The organism is Paenibacillus motobuensis (assembly GCF_039521865.1).
Lineage (GTDB): Bacteria > Bacillota > Bacilli > Paenibacillales > Paenibacillaceae > Fontibacillus > Fontibacillus motobuensis.
In genome coordinates this window covers 200,093-216,113 of sequence record NZ_BAAACX010000004.1, presented here as the reverse complement: position 1 = coordinate 216,113, position 16,021 = coordinate 200,093, and the positions used below count along the sequence as shown (strand labels likewise).

The following is a 16,021-nucleotide window of genomic DNA, read 5'->3' as shown; positions in this document are numbered from 1 at the left end:
GACATCATGAATCCAGCTATATTGGCCTTGGAGAATGTAGAGGTTGCTTTTTCCGTTAATGGGAAGAGCTATCCGGCATTGCAGGATATCTCCTTTCAGGTAGGAGAGAAGGAAGTGGTTGGCATTGTAGGTGAATCTGGCTGTGGCAAAAGCCTGACTTCATTATCCGTGATGGGCTTGCTGCCGGGTACGGCAAAGATGACAAAAGGCCAAATTGTTATGGATGGGCTGGAGGTAAGCGGCTTAACCCCGGAGGCCTGGTGCGAAATCAGGGGGAAACAAGTCTCCATGATCTTTCAAGACCCCATGACCGCATTAAATCCGCTAGTGCCGATCGGCAAGCAAATTGCCGAGACGCTATTCATACATTCCGCTGTTACAAAGAAGGAGGCCAAAGAACGGGCGCTCGAATTGATGACCAAGGTTGGTCTATCCCGAGTTAAGCAGTTGTATAATGACTACCCTCATCAGCTCTCCGGAGGAATGCGGCAGCGAGTGATGATTGCCATGGCGTTGATTTGCAATCCGCGGCTGTTGATCGCTGATGAACCCACGACGGCACTGGATGTTACGATACAGGCTCAGATTCTCCAGCTGCTACGTGATATTAATGAAACAATGGGTACAGCGATGATCTTTATCTCTCATGATTTGGGGGTGATTCGCGAGGTATGCGATCGGGTTCTGGTCATGTACGCCGGGTATATCGTTGAGGACGCACCGGTGCAGCGCATATTAGAGGAACCGAAGCACCCGTATACCCGCGGCTTGCTGCAATGTATTCCTGATATCGGCAAGCGGGGACAGCCACTGTACACGATACCTGGCAGGGTTCCGCCGATTACGGAACGGCCTGGCGGTTGTCCTTTTGCTGGGCGTTGTGCGCACGCGATGCCGGAATGCAGGGAGCATGTGCCGCAACTAGAGCAAGTAGCCGAGCAGCATCAAGTTCGCTGCCATCTTTATTCTGGGGCAGGTGAAGCCTTATGACACAGCCTCTACTCCGGGTCAAGGATTTATCGAAGCACTATGAGGTAGCGAGACAGGGACTGCTGGAAGAGAAGAGGTACGTAAGGGCGGTAAATGGTGTTTCTTTTGACATTAGAGAAGGTGAAACGTTTGGACTAGTTGGGGAGAGTGGCTGCGGGAAATCAACGACAGGGCAAATGCTCGTTCATTTAGTGCAGCACACGGGTGGGCAGATCCATTTTGCTGGCAGAGATATTACCAATCTGTCCAAGCATGAGATGAAGGCGCTGCGCAAGGAGCTGCAAATCGTCTTCCAAGACCCCTATTCTTCGCTTAATCCGAAGAAAAAAATCGGCTGGCTGCTGGAAGAGCCGCTCATCATCCATAAAATCGGCAGCAGGGCTGAACGGCAAAAAATCGTGGGAGAAGTGCTGGAACAGGTTGGATTGGATCATAGCCACCTTCAGCGATATCCTCATGAGCTTAGCGGTGGCCAAAGACAACGGGTCGGGATTGCTTCGGCTCTAGTTCTAAACCCTAAATTTATCGTTATAGATGAGGCGGTTTCGGCGCTCGATGTTTCCGTTCAGTCGCAAATCCTGAATCTGCTGAAGGAGCTGCAGCGGGTGCGTGGCCTGACTTATCTGTTCATCTCACATGACCTGAATGTGGTTCAATACATGAGTGATCGAGTAGGTGTGATGTATTTGGGAGAAATGGTAGAGATTTTCGATGTGGAGGCAGGCGGCGAGCCGCTGCATCCTTATACACGCGCATTATTTTCGTCGATCCCTCAAGTAGGAAGTCGCCAGAAGGAACGTATCGTATTGTCTGGAGATGTTCCTAATCCCATTTCTCCGCCGCCCGGTTGTGCTTTCCATCCCAGATGTCCTTTGGCTGTGGAGCAGTGCCGTCACTCTACCCCTGTACTACGCAGTCAGGAAGCCGGTCATCACGTTAGTTGTCATTTATATGAGGAGGAAGCAGTTCATGAGAATAGGAGTCATATCGGATCTGCATGTTGATCTAAACGAAGCATCCGGGCAGCCGTTGATTGAGGAGGTATTGCTCGAGGTCGTTGCTGCAAGTGAATTGCAGCATCTGATCATTGCCGGAGATATCTCTAATGATGTGAACCGAAGCATGGCTGTACTGAGAAGACTGAAGGCTGAATCAGGCATTCCAGTTCTGTTCGTACCGGGTAACCATGATTATTGGAGTAAGGATAACGGTATAACCGATACTTGGGAGATTTACAGACAATATCAGTCTTATGAAGGCTGTTTGAGTCAGAATCCAATCCAGCTTGATGACGATTGGGTCGTTATCGGCAATTCCGGCTGGTACGACTATACAATAGGCGAGCCCAAATACAGTTTCGCCGATTTCGAGAAAATGCATGCTATGGACCGCACCTGGCAGGACAGCATTTACGTAAAGTGGAACATGAGTAATCAGGAGATTCATCGCTACTTCTATCGCCATTTAGAGCAGGAATTGGAGCGCCATCAGGGCCAAAATATCATTCTGGTTACCCATATGCTCACCCACCCTTATTTTAAGGCGCCTGTCGATCACCCGCAGTGGCAGTATTTTAATGCTTTTCTTGGGAGTAATGAGTATGCTGAACTGTATCATAAATACAAGGTGCGCTACGGGATAATGGGGCATGTTCATTATCGCAAGCGAATGAAGGAACAGGAGACGGAGATGATCTGCGCTTGTCTCGGTTATCGCAAAGAATGGAGAACGACGGAAGCGCTGAAGGAAGTTCAGGATTGCTTGCAGATCATTTCGATCTAAGAGACACTACGGGTGATCCGCTGTACGATCCGAACCGGCATACAAGAGCTCAGACGTTTACCTGGAACGAGGACGGGACGGAATTTTGGCATTCCGGAGCCGGACTACACTACGAACGAAGAGGAATCAAAGCTTGATAATGAATGAAAAAACTGGCTGCTTCCGGGGACCAGAAAAGATGACCCATCGAAACTGGAAAGGGGTCATCTTTTTTCGGTTTCCATAAAAGTCATCACTCATTTTATATGCTAACAGGACTTGCGGATGAAAAAATAAGTTCATTGCAATCAAACCTTAATCGTTCGGAGTACGCCATAAACTCCGTTGATCGAACCTTGGGAAACGAATTTGATGCGAACGAAATCCTGATATGGCATACATTGGGATGGAAGATCGAATCTTTTTTCGTAAAAGTTTCGTGCTGGTTGCTGAGAAAAATGCTCGGTGGAGAGAAGCTGCCCATCCACCCAGATCTCCATGGCACCACCATGATAGAGCCGGGAAAAAGTAACGTGCAGCGCATTCTTCCGTCCTGGCAGCACGTTCATGTCATAGCTGAACCATCCGCCTGCTTCGGCCCTTCTTCCGTTTAACCCTTCCCAGGTTCCGGCATGCGTCAGCTCTCCTTGAATATGATGCTTAAGTTCATACTGGTCGTTTCCTACCTGCACGCTATCGATCGTCGCTTCTCTAATCTGCTGCAGATGCCGACTCTGCTCCAAATGTTCACGTAATTCCTCCGAATCCGCTTCAAGGATGCTCCAGTAGATCCCGTATCGTTCCCAATGCTGCATGTAATGGGGCGTAAAGACCAGTCGCTCGTCTTCATCCGTATTTTTAAGCTCGAAGACGAGTTCATCCTGCTTGCGGATCAAGTGTTCGTCCAATCGTTCAAACCAGTCCCTGGCACTCATGCTCTGCGGAATCAAATAATCCTTGACCGGCATCCGTTTGGTTGGGACGCTTACGATGACGCCGGTCCGCGATTCGGTCATATCCTCCTTGCCGAGAGCGGCGCTGAGCACGACGGGGCCGTATTGGAAAGCGGCGACATGAGGTGCATCAGGCAAGCAGGAGTAAGTAATTTTCATTGGAATCCGCACCTGAATCGTATCGTTGTTGTTCCACTTCCGCGTGATGATCGCATAACGCTCTTTGACAACGGGATCCAAGCTTTCGCCATTGATGAAGACTTCCATATCGCCGGCAGCCCAGTGAGGCACGCGCAGACAGATCGATATGTTTTGATCTTGCTGCCCATCGGTTTCAACCCGAAATTCAACCCACTCGCTCTCTGGTAGTCTGGCAGTTTGCGTCATTTGGATATGTTGTTCCAACCAATCCAGCCTGGAGCTGACATATTGATTGATATATAGCTGCTTGTCTTGATGAAAATAAATGCTGTCGTTCAATTTCGTAAAATTCTCCATGCCAGTCCCCGTACAGCACCAAAAATGCCCGAACGGAGAACTGTAAACCTTGAAATAGCCGGTTGCCATCGGCTGAAAATACATCGTCATTCCCGTCTCCGGATTTTGGGACGAAAGAATAGAGTTGATATGGTTCTTTTCATAAAAATCTGCATATTTTACGCTGCCGGTAAGCTTGAACAGCTCTCTCGTCAGTTTCAGCATGTTATAGCTGTTACAGGTTTCGCAGGTAATATCGGATCGTTTGCCGTTAAGAACATCCGGTTTTCCAAAATGTTCGGACTCGCTGTTTCCGCCTGTAATGTAGCTGTGGTGGTACACGACGGAGTCCCAGAACTTGACGGCGGCTTCCAGATACGCAGCTTCGCTCTCGCCAAGCGTCAAATACCGGTTTAACGCCCCGATAAATTTCGGAATTATCGTATTTGCATGTTTGCCCTGTAGAACTTCCCTGCCTTCGCGGATCGCTTCGAACAATCGAATCTCGTCAAAGCAGTGGGCTGCATCCAAATGCCTCCGGTTTCCCGTCAATTTATACAGATCATACAGACAATCGTTCATTCCGCCATATTCTACCTGGAGTACGGTGGCCTGGATTTCGGCCGTCCATTTGGAGGTGCGTTCCGCTGCCCAGTGGCCTAGTTTATCAACGATGTCATAGGCGGTTATCAGGCCTGTAGACTGATAAACGGCAATCAGACCTGCGATAATTTTATGCATCGTGTACCAGGGAACCCAGGCGGGTTTCTGGTTTTCGACGTTGTCGAACAGGACTTCCGGAAAAGCGGAGAGGTATCCGTCTTGATGTTGGCATTCCGCCAATTCCGAGACGATATATTCCAGATTGGCGAGCAGTTCTTGATCTTTGCTTTGGGCATAGGCTTGTGCACACGCGGTTAAATAATGGCCGAGCGTATGTCCGCGGATCTCCGTATCCTCCCAGCCAGGATATTTATCGGCTTTCGGTACAAGTCCGGCGGTTTCGCGAAATCCCGCTAGCAGGCGGTCAGCCTCGAATCTTTTTAAATAAATGATTTCTTTTTCAAATGCGTTCACATAATAATCGCTTCTCAAAGCCACTTTATCGAGGGGAAAGTCTTTTAGTACCTTGTTTCCGAGTGAGGTTCCCATCATTTCCATCACAGCCATCCTTTCTTGCAAGACTATGACTAGCTTAGTCCATACGTGATTTACGCGTAAATGGCGGAAAGTTAGAATTGGTGTCAAAAGGTTAGCTCTTAAGCGAATGAATGTAAGCGAAGCGGATTTTTTGATAAAAAATCATGGTTTTATAAGCTTTGATTCTGTTATTCTGGTTTCAATGAAGTGTTAAAAAGTTTGAAAGGTATAGGAGGGCTTGATGGAATTCTATCAATTTAAGGTAGAAAGGCCACTGACGATGAACATGGCTGGCAAATTCACCGCTCCGTCCCCGGAATGGATGCATATACAGCGGACGTTAATGGATTTCGAACTGTTTATTCCGACGCAAGGCAGCTTGTATATCGCAAACGACCGGGATCATTATGAACTCCGTGAAGGGGATTTCCTGCTAATGTCTCCGGGTATGTACCAATATGGATACCGGTCGTCCGATTGCAGCTTTTATTGGCTCCATTTTACGGTTCAAGACGATTTCGAAGTTTTGCGCGATCTGGCCGATTACGCCTATGAACCCTGTCTTGTCGTCATTCCCGAAACAGGTACGGTGCGCAGCTCAGATAAGCTGATCGTGCTGATGAAGCAACTGCAGGATTCGGTTCGCAGTTACAGGGAACAGACGCTGAGCAACTATATGGCCACGACGATTCTATGCGAGTTGTTCAACCAGCTATTTGTCGTCCGGAAGCAGACGGGTCAGAAGCTGAAGCAGCAGCAGCTATACAACGACATTGCCGATTACATTCAATGGCATAAATATGAGAACCTGAGAGTCGCCCGTCTTGCGGAGGATTTCGGATACAATGCGAAGTATTTGTCATCTTTATTTACCAAAATCGCGGGTATTTCCTTAAAACAGTATATTTTGCAGGAGAAAATGGAGGCGGCCAAGTCGCTGTTAACCGATACGAATCAAAGCGTGAACGAGATTGCAATGCAGCTTGGATATCCGGACAGTCATCAATTTATGAAAAGCTTCAAGAAAATAACGGGATTGACGCCTACGGATTATCGCAATGCGTATGCGAACCGTCTGCTTTATTACAAATAAGGGGTCTTTATCTCCACAGATCGGTACGTAACAGAGGAGTGTATCGCCAGTTGAAATCTGTTTTTTTGGCCTAAGCTGCAAAACCGGTTTGATGAACGATAATGGACGTCTGCTAAACTATTAATATAGGCAAGAAAAAAAACCCGCAAAATCCTTGGTTTTACAAGGCATTTTACGGGTTATAAATGTTAAGAGTACATTTCTGTAATTATATTCACAGCTTCCTTAGCGATAATTAATTTATCACAATTCAGAACATTGTATACATTAATGGAATCAGCTACGGTGGTTTCTACACCAGGAATGTTATTGGCGCTTTTTATAACAAAGTTATTGATCAAAGGTGAACAATTAACACCTTTTTATCTGCCCCAAGAGAATTAAGCATTGCTACTATAGACTTTGTCCTGTAATTTTCTAGCTTGATTTCGTCGATGATAATGAACTCTTTGTTCTGTACTTTGCTAGATAATGCAGATTTTATAGCGAGTCGCTTAACCTTTTTATTGAGTTTGTAGCTATAGTCGCGAGGTTTAGGAGCAAACACAACTCCTCCACCACGCCAATGAGGCATACGAATCGAACCTGCTCTAGATTTATCAATTTTTAATCTTCTTTGTATATTTACAATAGCATCCATTATTTTAACCTCCGTTTGTCCTGCTACATTTTGAAGAGCACCTAGTTATAAAAGTAACAGATAGAAATCACAGAAACTATATACAAAACGGTTCTGTAATGTTTGGTATAACCTCTAAGAACACATATATATTTCTTTTTCTTTTTGCGTCAGGAGACAAAAAAAGATGGTCCCTGTGAGAACAGGGATCATCTTCTAAGCGCAGCGTTTTTATTTGTTATAAATTATTTTTCTGATAGCATAAACAGAAAGGCAGTAAGATTCTGCAAGTTCCTGAATCGAATTACCAGAATTATATGCTTGTATTATTTCACTATTTCTCCTATCAATCTCTTTACGAAAACCGGATAATTCTCCCCAATTTTTATGTTGATCTTTGATCGCCGGAATGTAGATGTATTCACCTTGTATGAAATCTTGCAATTTTTCAACCAATTCTTTTGGGAGAATGTCATTAGCGTTGATATACCTCATGTAGACTCACTCCTTGAATAAATTTAATATCTCAAGTAGCAAAGCCAGCATGATTGGTGATGATGTTATTCCATGCAAATATCACCAAATATCTGTCTTTGCATGGAATTGAACATGGGGGATTGTAATGTGCTTACGAGACATACTTCATTCTCCTTTTTTAGTTTGATCGTGAACCGTCCCTATGGACAATGAACGGTTCACATGAACATGTACAACTTCAAACATTTATTTCAACCTCCCAATAAAATAAGCAGAATCCTATTTACCAAGCGGCAGACTCCGTTGTTGACAGCCAATTTCTCAATTCAACTCAAGCAAGCCTAGCTTCCAATAGTAGCATTCCCTTCTTTATGTTTAGGATAGGATGGTTCCTTTTCCTTTGAAGATTGATCTACTTCGGTCGCGAGGCCGATGTCCTTGTTGTTGAGGATATTATCTTCCAATACAGCAAATTTGTCACCGTACTCTTTAATAATATGAGTCTCTCCCCACATGCAGAGTGAGTCGAGAATCGGTTTCAAGCTCCAGCCGTACTCAGTCAGCTCATATTCCACTTTGGGCGGGACCTGATGATATACCAATCGGTTTACAATGCCATCCTCCTCCAGCTCTCTGAGTTGCTGTGTAAGCATCTTTTGGGTGATGGACGGCATCAGCCTCCGCAAATCACTTGTCCGCTTCTTGCCATGCGTTAAATGGCATAGGATCACGCACTTCCATTTACCTCCGATTACCTCTAGTGTAGCTTCAACCGATATGTTGTATTTCTTTTTTTCCATAATGATGCCTCCTCAAATCCATGGGCACTTTTTGGTACCTATAGTACTAAAAAGTACGTACTGTTCAAAATACTTCGATGGGTACATAATAGCACTTACCGGCCGGTATTACTATCCTGCAGCTTAATCTTTAGTTTAATAAATCTATAGAAAAATATAGGAGTGGAAATAAATCATGTCTCTAGATAAAAAACGCGCAACCTTTGCCTTGTTAGCTTTAGCGATCAGCGCGTTTGCGATCGGTACCACTGAATTTATCAGTGTAGGGCTGCTACCCCTGATCGCTAATGACCTGCACATTTCGGTAACCCTCGCAGGATTAACCGTTACGTTATATGCATTGGGTGTCACTTTTGGGGCACCGATCCTGACTTCTATCACGTCGGGTGTACCGCGAAAGATTCTGCTAATTGGCATCATGCTAGTGTTTATTATTGGCAACAGCCTGGCGGCCGTATCCACCGAAATCGGCATGCTGCTGACAGCACGCATTATATCTGCTTTGTCCCATGGCGTGTTTATGTCTATCGGGTCTACGATTGCAGCCGATTTGGTTGCTGAGGACCGCAGAGCAAGTGCCATATCCATCATGTTCTCCGGTCTCACGGTAGCGACCGTCACCGGTGTTCCACTAGGTACATTTATTGGCCAACAGCTGGGCTGGAGGGCTGCGTTTATAGCTATCGTGATCGTCGGTATTATCGCTTTGATTGCCAATTTGATTCTGGTCCCAAACAATCTTCGTAAAGGCGTCCGGACACCGATCCGAGACCAGATGAAAATTGTTACCAATGGCAGGTTGCTGCTTGCCTTTCTCATTACTGCGCTGGGGTATGGAGGGACTTTCGTGGTCTTTACCTACCTATCGCCGCTGTTACATGACGTTACCGGTTTTAAAGAATCTACCGTAGCCCTGATTCTGCTGCTCTATGGCATTGCCATTGCCATCGGCAATGTGATCGGAGGCAAAGCGGCCAACCGCAAACCATTAACTGCTTTGCTATATATGTTCTTGATTCAGGCGGTCATTTTGCTTCTTCTCACATTCACGGCACCATTTAAGGTGGCCGGACTAATCACGATCTTCTGCATGGGACTTCTAGCTTTCATGAACGTGCCAGGATTGCAGGTCTATGTCGTAATGTTAGCGGAACGTTTTGCCCCCAAAGCGGTTGACGTCGCTTCATCAGTTAACATCGCCGCCTTCAACGCCGGCATCGCACTTGGTGCTTATCTGGGCGGGATTGTTACTGAGCATCTTGGTCTGGTTCATACCGCCTGGATTGGATCGATCATGGTCGCGGCCGCCGTGCTGCTAACCTTGTGGAGCCGATCTTTGGAGCGAAAGGATATGGCGTCCGCTGCTCAAGAAAACTGATCTTTGGACAACCATCATGCCTTTCTAACTATCGGATCTAATTCAAATAAGTTCAATAACATTCGGTTATGATAACCGAATAGACAAGATGTGTTCGAATGAACTATGTGATTTTATTATCAAATTATATATAATTAGGGGGAATTTATAATGACTCAGAATGTACAAAGTAGAACACGATTAAATAATGGTATTGAGATGCCTTGGATGGGCCTTGGTGTCTTTAAAGTGGAGGAAGGAACTGAGCTCGTCGAAGCGGTGAAAGCTGCCGTTAAACAAGGCTACCGGAGTATTGACACCGCTGCGGTATACGCCAATGAGACGAGTGTTGGTCAGGGGATTCGTGAAGCGCTGGCAGAGACCGGACTGAAAAGGGAAGACCTCTTCGTTACTTCGAAAGTGTGGAACGCTGACCTCGGTTATGAGTCGACACTCGCTGCCTACGAGACAAGCCTTAAGAAGCTGGGCCTTGACTATCTGGATCTCTATCTAATCCACTGGCCAGTAGCAGGCAAGTATAAAGATGCTTGGAGAGCGATGGAGAAGCTGTATAAAGATGGCCGTGTCAAAGCTATCGGCGTCAGCAACTTCCAAATTCATCACCTTGAAGATTTAATGAAAGATGCAGAAATCATTCCTGTGGTCAACCAAGTTGAATTCCATCCGTTGCTGAACCAGAAAGAGCTGCGAGACTTCACGAAGAAGCACAACATTCAGTTGGAGGCATGGTCTCCATTGATGCAGGGAGAGTTGCTGGGTCATCCGCTGCTGAAAGAGATTGCGGACAAATATGGCAAATCCATCGCACAGGTCATTCTTCGTTGGGATCTACAGCATGGTGTTGTCACTATTCCTAAATCAACGAAAGAGCACCGAATCGTTGAGAATGCATCTCTGTTTGATTTTGAACTGTCCCCTGAAGATATGGATCGGATCGACAGCCTTAACGAAGACCGCCGTGTGGGTCCTGACCCGGACAACTTCGATTTCTAATGAACTAGCCCATGACTTTGTCTTTGAGACAATTCATGGGCTTTTTTACATAGTCGGAATTTTGAAACGTTAATAGCAGCGATACATTAATGACATCGGCCGCAAAATGGGAAACAAAAGCACCTAGGCATAACGCCGTCATCATCTTGTATAGAGCAATGAATTTCTAATAATTTGTAGTGTTTTTTTTAATATAAAAGCAAATAAATAAAAGTGTCAAAGTTTATTCAAATAATAAGGGAATGGATGTAAAAACATGTATTTACAAAATAATACACCTATGGTTTGATGAAATTGTCATAAAATACTATATTGATTATTTAATACATGATTAACGAGAATTGCTATAAAATTCCTACTGAGTTTTATAGTAATTATAAATTCATTTATTCATTTGGATAAATGAAAAAACAAGAAAGGAGGAACTTTCCATGAAAAAATTGGGTAAAAAGGTCGCCGGTGCAAAAGGTACATTAATGGCCTATGCCTGCTCTTGTGGTAGTTGTCCTTGCTCTTCATCACAATGTACTTGTAAAACTACGGCATCCGCTACACACAAAAATGCACTGACCACATCAAGCAGTACTTCGTATAATATGCAGTATACTGCACTTGGAATCGGCAGTTAAGAAATAAGATAGTTTAAGAGCTGCTAAGCCTCTTGGCAGCTCTTAAATATATGCTGAGAAATGGGGCGAACGGTATGTTAAAGCAAAAACCATTTATCAAATTATTTACAGTGGCGAATGGGTTTTATATATATGATGTTAATACAAACAAGATTTTAGAAACCAATCAAGATATTTATAACTATCTAAATGCTTTTTTGGATGATACATCTCCAGTGCCTTGGCTTCATCAAGAAAATGCAAATATATTAAAAGATATGCTGGATGCAAAGCTGTTGCAAGGACAACCAGATGTGGAAATCGAACATATGATGACCGATCAGCTCGAGAATATTTTGGAGCATGAACTCTCTCGTATCTGTTTACAGGTGACGCAAAACTGTAATCTAAGATGTAAATATTGTGTTTTTTCCGGCAGCTATGTTAATAGAGTACATAACAATAAGCGGATGGATTGGGATACTGCCAGAAAGGCACTGGATCTTCTATATGAACATAACGGCGAAAGTGATAAAGATGTACTAATAGGTTTCTATGGAGGAGAACCTTTACTAGAATTTGATTTAATTCAGAAGTGTGTAGACTATAGTTATAAATTATTTCCAACCAAGAACTTGCAATTTAACATCACAACCAATGCAACCCTTCTTCATTCAAAGATTGTGAAATATCTCCTGGATCATAACTTCACCATATCCCTTAGTATAGATGGGCCTCAAGCCATTCATGATTTAAATCGAGTACATGTTAACGGGCAGGGTAGCTTCGAAACTGTTATGAGAAACATTCAAGACATGTTGGAGTCTATTCCAGATATCCCCACTGATAAGTTTATCATCAGTACTGTTTTATCAAATGATGCTGATTTGGAGAGTGTCGTTCGTTTTTTTAAAGAAGACAAACGTGTCAATCTATTCACCTATCAACTGACGTCAGCAAATGACACCAATTTAAAAGATCAACCTCTGCCCCCATGTAAAAAGAATGATGTTGTTAACGAATACGAAAAGGTCAAAGTTTTTTTATACGGAATAGGCCGCATCCCGCTAGAAATGACTTCAAAATTGGCGGAGTCCTATGCTAATCAGCTAGCAAATAATTTCTGCCATCGCACCGCGGTGGATATGAATCAGAAAAAAATACATCCAGGCGGTCCTTGTGTACCTGGACAGCACAAACTGTTTGTAGATGTAGAGGGAAATTTGTATCCCTGCGAAAGAGTAAGTGAGACCTCCCCTATTATGCAAATGGGAAACCTAGAGAATGGATTCGATTTTATCTCAGCCAAAAGAATTCTGAATGTCGGACAGACGACCAAAGAAGAATGCTCCAAATGTTGGGCTTTTCATTTTTGTACCCAATGTGTTGCTTTTGCAGATGGTGTCACTGAGATATCCAAAGAAAAACGTCTTAGTGAGTGTAATCGAGTAAGAGCCAGTGTAGAGGAAATGATGAAAGATTATATTGTGTTACAGGGGTACGGGTGCGAGTTTGAGAAATATGAAAATGTAAAAATTTAATGAAAGGAGTAACGAGACATGAAAAAGGAAAAATTAATGATTTATCCAGTTGATGGAGAATATTTGCCCTTTCTGAAATATTCGGATTTATTAGAACAGAAATCTAGTGTAACATGCTATGCTCCTAAGGGCTGGTTTTATGTCAATAAAACCATAAATATACCAGGTAATAGAACAATAACCGTAAAGGATATCAGGGAATGTAATGATTTTTCAGAATTTGACGCCATATGGATTGTTAATTCGAATGGTGAAATTGATTTTTCACACTCGATTTTACCTATTATTGAGCAAGCGGCAAAAGAAAGGAAATCTATCCGAATCACTCGCTCCCTAACCCATGAGGAATATGTTTTATGCTCTCAACTATGTAAAACGTACGGCAACCTTCTGGATAGTCAAGAACAGGTCGTTTGTTCACACGATTTTACCCCAAATATTCTACGTATTCAAACTCCTATAGTTTTTGTTTTCGGTATGTTTGAGCATACCGAAAAACTGGATACCATTTTATATCTGCATAAAGGCATACAAAAAGCCGGATATAAGGTAAAAACGATTCTTACCCGGAAAAATGAAACAGATGCTGAAGAGTTCCTTTCCTTCCCAAGTTTCATGTATGAGAAGCAGTATTCCGATACGGACAAGGTTTTCTTTTTCAACCATTTCATAAGAAGAATAGAATTAGAAGAGAAACCAGACATCATTGTGATAGGCCTGCCAGGTGAAATGATGCCACTGGATGAAAAGCATAACGGGAATTTTGGAATATTTCCTTATCTCATTTCTAATGCTGTTCATTGTGATTATGCCGTTATGAAATTATTCCATAATTTTTATGATAATACCTTTGCGGATAAGATGCAGGAAATAGTAAGGAGCAAGTTTGAAATTGATATTAACGCTTTTGTAGTGTCCAACAGTATATTGGATGTTACCAGTGTTTCAACGGCTACTCTTAGGTTTTATGAATCCGAGAAAAGGCCTACTGATTTACCACAAAATTATTACTTTAATCATTTCGATGGTACTGGTGAGTCTTTGTGCAAGCATCTTATCAATACTTTACAGATGTTTGGAAATTACAGAACAGTCTAAAGAGGTGAAAATTTATGGATAATGATCAGAAATTAGATAATTTATTCCTTCAATTATTTTGCTATCCTTTTCCGAAAAATCTTAAAGACACTTTATTCTTTGAAGAACCGATTAATATGAAAGCGAGACATTTCGTGATGTTGTTATTAGAAGTAGAAAAATTATTCGATATATGCATCCCGAATGAATTGATCGATGAAATGAAACTGGTAACGTATAATGCCCTGCTTCGTGAAATTAACCGTTTAACTAGTTCATACGTTGTATGATCAATAAAAAAATGATATGGCGATGTTTATGAAGGATACTACAGGTTTTGTCCATGCCATTAAATATTCTTTACATATCTGCTGGATTGCCGCAAAGGGTTATACAATTTTCAATGTAATGATACAAATTGTCAATGCTTTACTTCCTTTCATTACAATCCTATTAACAAAAAAATTGATTGACACCCTCTCTCTTTCTTTCGAGAGCCAGAACTCGAATTTCTTACTAATTCTAATCCTTCTTGGGGGCGTTAATCTAACCACGGCTATTTTATCTAAAATCCATGAATATACACAGACCATGCAAGAAAACTTACTTCAGAATTATATAAATGTAGAATTAATGCACAAGAAGCTTGGGATGGATATGGAATATTTCGATAGTCCGAAATATCAAAATATCCTTCATGCAGTAGAACGAGATGTGTATGCCTTAAATAGTGTTGCTTGGAATGTGTTTCAGTTTATTGGGGCATGGGTAGCTTTGGTGAGCTCTTGGGTGCTATTTTCGAAAGAGAGCATCTTGTTTGCCATTGTCGTTACTGTAACCATTTTACCAACAGTCATTGCTAATCAAAAATACACTAGATTATTGTACATGTGGAGTTTGGAGCAGACGCCAAAGGAACGGCAAATGGATTATATTCGATGGATATCGGGTGAAAAAACATTCTCGAGTGACATCAGGCTATTTCATTTGAAGGATTTGCTGATGAATAAATACAAAACTATTTGGAGTTTGCATTTTAATGGGAAAAGAAAAGTACTAAAGGGTAAAACCGTAATAACCGTATTCTTGAATTTATTACCTGAGTTTGTTTCAGTTTTTATCCTGGTTTCCCTTTCAAGGGATATTTTATCGGGGCTACGGACCATTGGGGACTATACCTTATATACTGGGTTGTTAACTCAATTGACAGGTGGGCTGTATCTGGTCATTCAAACGGGGATGTCTATATATGGAGACAAACTCAAAATTGATACTTTACAGCGATTTAACCAGTATCACAATCGTATTCTAGATAAGGGAGATAAAGATCTCGTAGGGCCTGTATCAATAGAATTTCGAGATGTAAGTTTTAAATACCCAGATACAGATGTGTATATTTTACAGCATCTCAATTTTACAGTTCAAGCAGGAGAAAAGATTTGTCTAGTAGGAACTAATGGTGCTGGGAAAAGTACGATTATTAAGTTATTGCTCCGTTTTTACGACGTAACGGAAGGATATATCCTGCTAAATGGAGTAGATGTTCAGGAATATAAAATAGAAAGTTTGCGTAAACAGTTCAGTACCTTATTTCAACAGTATGTAAATTATTCATTTTCCTTACGAGAAAATGTAACAATCTCTGATTCTCAAAAAACAATTAGTGATCAAGAAGTAGTAAATATATTACATCAAGCAGGGGCGGATCATATTCTTCAGCATGCACCCGATGGGTTAGAATCCTATGTGACCAAATTTTTCAGTGAGAAAGGTTTGGAATTATCAGGAGGTCAGAGACAAAAAATAGCCCTTGCACGTGCCCTCTACCGTTCTTGTTCCGTAATTATATTCGATGAACCTTCCGCATCTCTTGATCCTGAAGCAGAACACACGATGTTTCAGAATATAAGTACTCTATGGTCAGATAAAACTGCCATTTATACTTCGCATCGTCTTTCTGCCGTACATTTAGCAGACCGGATAATTTTTTTAGAGGGAGGAAGGATTATAGAACAGGGAACACATAAGGAGTTAATGAATTTGAATGGCGAGTACTCAAGATTATATCATCTTCAGGCTGACAAATATGATATAAAAAGTGGAGTGATTTAGCC

At 42.6% G+C, this 16,021-nt stretch carries 17 protein-coding genes; 12 read left to right on the top strand and 5 right to left on the bottom strand.

Going from position 1 to position 16,021, the window contains the following annotated elements; genetic code table 11:
- The first annotated feature begins 6 nt into the window (after positions 1-6).
- From ABD014_RS02265 to ABD014_RS02250, 4 genes are read left to right on the top strand one after another with little or no spacing between them, the layout of a single operon-like run.
- Complete coding sequence (locus ABD014_RS02265) at positions 7-990, top strand: ABC transporter ATP-binding protein (protein WP_343856927.1); 984 nt, start codon at positions 7-9, stop codon at positions 988-990.
- A complete protein-coding gene (locus ABD014_RS02260; RefSeq protein ID WP_343856925.1) occupies positions 987-1,994 on the top strand; it encodes an ABC transporter ATP-binding protein in 1,008 nt (335 codons plus the stop codon). The genes ABD014_RS02265 and ABD014_RS02260 overlap by 4 nt, the downstream gene beginning before the upstream one ends.
- Complete coding sequence (locus ABD014_RS02255) at positions 1,960-2,772, top strand: metallophosphoesterase (protein WP_343856923.1); 813 nt, start codon at positions 1,960-1,962, stop codon at positions 2,770-2,772. The genes ABD014_RS02260 and ABD014_RS02255 overlap by 35 nt, the downstream gene beginning before the upstream one ends.
- On the top strand, positions 2,748-2,909 hold the full coding sequence (locus tag ABD014_RS02250) for a hypothetical protein (protein WP_343857363.1): 162 nt from the start codon (positions 2,748-2,750) through the stop codon (positions 2,907-2,909). Before ABD014_RS02255 ends, ABD014_RS02250 begins: the two co-directional genes overlap by 25 nt.
- 150 nt (positions 2,910-3,059) lie before the next feature.
- On the opposite strand, the gene ABD014_RS02245 is transcribed toward ABD014_RS02250, so the two are convergent.
- On the bottom strand, positions 3,060-5,342 hold the full coding sequence (locus ABD014_RS02245; protein WP_343856921.1) for a glycoside hydrolase family 127 protein: 2,283 nt from the start codon (positions 5,340-5,342) through the stop codon (positions 3,060-3,062).
- Positions 5,343-5,562: 220 nt separating this feature from the next.
- Between ABD014_RS02245 and ABD014_RS02240 the strand changes: the two genes are divergently transcribed.
- A complete protein-coding gene (locus ABD014_RS02240) occupies positions 5,563-6,414 on the top strand; it encodes a helix-turn-helix transcriptional regulator (RefSeq protein WP_343856919.1) in 852 nt (283 codons plus the stop codon).
- A 188-nt stretch (positions 6,415-6,602) separates the two neighbouring features.
- Here the strand turns inward: ABD014_RS02240 and rplD (ABD014_RS02235) are convergent, their stop codons facing one another.
- The 4 genes from rplD (ABD014_RS02235) to ABD014_RS02220 form a co-directional block, all read right to left on the bottom strand.
- Positions 6,603-6,755, bottom strand: coding sequence for a 50S ribosomal protein L4 (gene rplD, locus ABD014_RS02235; protein ID WP_343856916.1), 153 nt, complete (start codon positions 6,753-6,755; stop codon positions 6,603-6,605).
- Positions 6,752-7,054 (bottom strand): 50S ribosomal protein L4, encoded by a 303-nt coding sequence (gene rplD / locus ABD014_RS02230; protein WP_343856914.1) that lies wholly within the window; start codon positions 7,052-7,054, stop codon positions 6,752-6,754. The genes rplD (ABD014_RS02235) and rplD (ABD014_RS02230) overlap by 4 nt, the downstream gene beginning before the upstream one ends.
- 210 nt (positions 7,055-7,264) lie before the next feature.
- Positions 7,265-7,528: a CD3324 family protein gene (locus ABD014_RS02225; protein WP_120460980.1), complete on the bottom strand. Its 264-nt coding sequence runs from the start codon at positions 7,526-7,528 to the stop codon at positions 7,265-7,267.
- Between the two features lie 323 nt (positions 7,529-7,851).
- The gene (locus ABD014_RS02220; RefSeq protein WP_343856909.1) at positions 7,852-8,310 is read right to left on the bottom strand and encodes a winged helix-turn-helix transcriptional regulator; all 459 of its coding nucleotides are present in this window, start codon (positions 8,308-8,310) and stop codon (positions 7,852-7,854) included.
- Positions 8,311-8,485: 175 nt separating this feature from the next.
- Between ABD014_RS02220 and ABD014_RS02215 the strand changes: the two genes are divergently transcribed.
- The 7 genes from ABD014_RS02215 (at position 8,486) to ABD014_RS02185 (ending at position 16,019) form a co-directional block, all read left to right on the top strand.
- A complete protein-coding gene (locus tag ABD014_RS02215; protein ID WP_343856907.1) occupies positions 8,486-9,688 on the top strand; it encodes an MFS transporter in 1,203 nt (400 codons plus the stop codon).
- 150 nt (positions 9,689-9,838) lie between these two features.
- A complete protein-coding gene (locus tag ABD014_RS02210; protein WP_343856905.1) occupies positions 9,839-10,681 on the top strand; it encodes an aldo/keto reductase in 843 nt (280 codons plus the stop codon).
- Positions 10,682-11,112: 431 nt separating this feature from the next.
- The gene (locus tag ABD014_RS02205; protein ID WP_343856903.1) at positions 11,113-11,310 is read left to right on the top strand and encodes a CLI_3235 family bacteriocin precursor; all 198 of its coding nucleotides are present in this window, start codon (positions 11,113-11,115) and stop codon (positions 11,308-11,310) included.
- Positions 11,311-11,384: 74 nt separating this feature from the next.
- The gene (locus tag ABD014_RS02200; RefSeq protein WP_343856901.1) at positions 11,385-12,830 is read left to right on the top strand and encodes a radical SAM/SPASM domain-containing protein; all 1,446 of its coding nucleotides are present in this window, start codon (positions 11,385-11,387) and stop codon (positions 12,828-12,830) included.
- A gap of 18 nt (positions 12,831-12,848) precedes the next feature.
- The gene (locus tag ABD014_RS02195; RefSeq protein WP_343856899.1) at positions 12,849-13,928 is read left to right on the top strand and encodes a TIGR04066 family peptide maturation system protein; all 1,080 of its coding nucleotides are present in this window, start codon (positions 12,849-12,851) and stop codon (positions 13,926-13,928) included.
- A 14-nt stretch (positions 13,929-13,942) separates the two neighbouring features.
- A complete protein-coding gene (locus ABD014_RS02190; RefSeq protein ID WP_343856897.1) occupies positions 13,943-14,197 on the top strand; it encodes a hypothetical protein in 255 nt (84 codons plus the stop codon).
- 28 nt (positions 14,198-14,225) lie between these two features.
- A complete protein-coding gene (locus ABD014_RS02185; protein ID WP_343856894.1) occupies positions 14,226-16,019 on the top strand; it encodes an ABC transporter ATP-binding protein in 1,794 nt (597 codons plus the stop codon).
- Positions 16,020-16,021: the final 2 nt, after the last annotated feature.

Excerpts from the sequence above, each read along its gene's own strand:
- ABD014_RS02225 (WP_120460980.1), bottom strand. The coding sequence starts at position 7,528 with ATGAGGTATATCAACGCTAATGACATTCTCCCAAAAGAATTGGTTGAA.
- ABD014_RS02245 (WP_343856921.1), bottom strand. The coding sequence starts at position 5,342 with ATGGAAATGATGGGAACCTCACTCGGAAACAAGGTACTAAAAGACTTT.
- ABD014_RS02260 (WP_343856925.1), top strand. The coding sequence starts at position 987 with ATGACACAGCCTCTACTCCGGGTCAAGGATTTATCGAAGCACTATGAG.
- ABD014_RS02185 (WP_343856894.1), top strand. The coding sequence starts at position 14,226 with ATGAAGGATACTACAGGTTTTGTCCATGCCATTAAATATTCTTTACAT.
- ABD014_RS02205 (WP_343856903.1), top strand. The coding sequence starts at position 11,113 with ATGAAAAAATTGGGTAAAAAGGTCGCCGGTGCAAAAGGTACATTAATG.
- ABD014_RS02195 (WP_343856899.1), top strand. The coding sequence starts at position 12,849 with ATGAAAAAGGAAAAATTAATGATTTATCCAGTTGATGGAGAATATTTG.
- ABD014_RS02210 (WP_343856905.1), top strand. The coding sequence starts at position 9,839 with ATGACTCAGAATGTACAAAGTAGAACACGATTAAATAATGGTATTGAG.
- ABD014_RS02200 (WP_343856901.1), top strand. The coding sequence starts at position 11,385 with ATGTTAAAGCAAAAACCATTTATCAAATTATTTACAGTGGCGAATGGG.
- ABD014_RS02220 (WP_343856909.1), bottom strand. The coding sequence starts at position 8,310 with ATGGAAAAAAAGAAATACAACATATCGGTTGAAGCTACACTAGAGGTA.
- ABD014_RS02240 (WP_343856919.1), top strand. The coding sequence starts at position 5,563 with ATGGAATTCTATCAATTTAAGGTAGAAAGGCCACTGACGATGAACATG.
- ABD014_RS02215 (WP_343856907.1), top strand. The coding sequence starts at position 8,486 with ATGTCTCTAGATAAAAAACGCGCAACCTTTGCCTTGTTAGCTTTAGCG.
- ABD014_RS02255 (WP_343856923.1), top strand. The coding sequence starts at position 1,960 with ATGAGAATAGGAGTCATATCGGATCTGCATGTTGATCTAAACGAAGCA.
- ABD014_RS02265 (WP_343856927.1), top strand. The coding sequence starts at position 7 with ATGAATCCAGCTATATTGGCCTTGGAGAATGTAGAGGTTGCTTTTTCC.
- rplD (WP_343856914.1), bottom strand. The coding sequence starts at position 7,054 with ATGGATGCTATTGTAAATATACAAAGAAGATTAAAAATTGATAAATCT.
- ABD014_RS02190 (WP_343856897.1), top strand. The coding sequence starts at position 13,943 with ATGGATAATGATCAGAAATTAGATAATTTATTCCTTCAATTATTTTGC.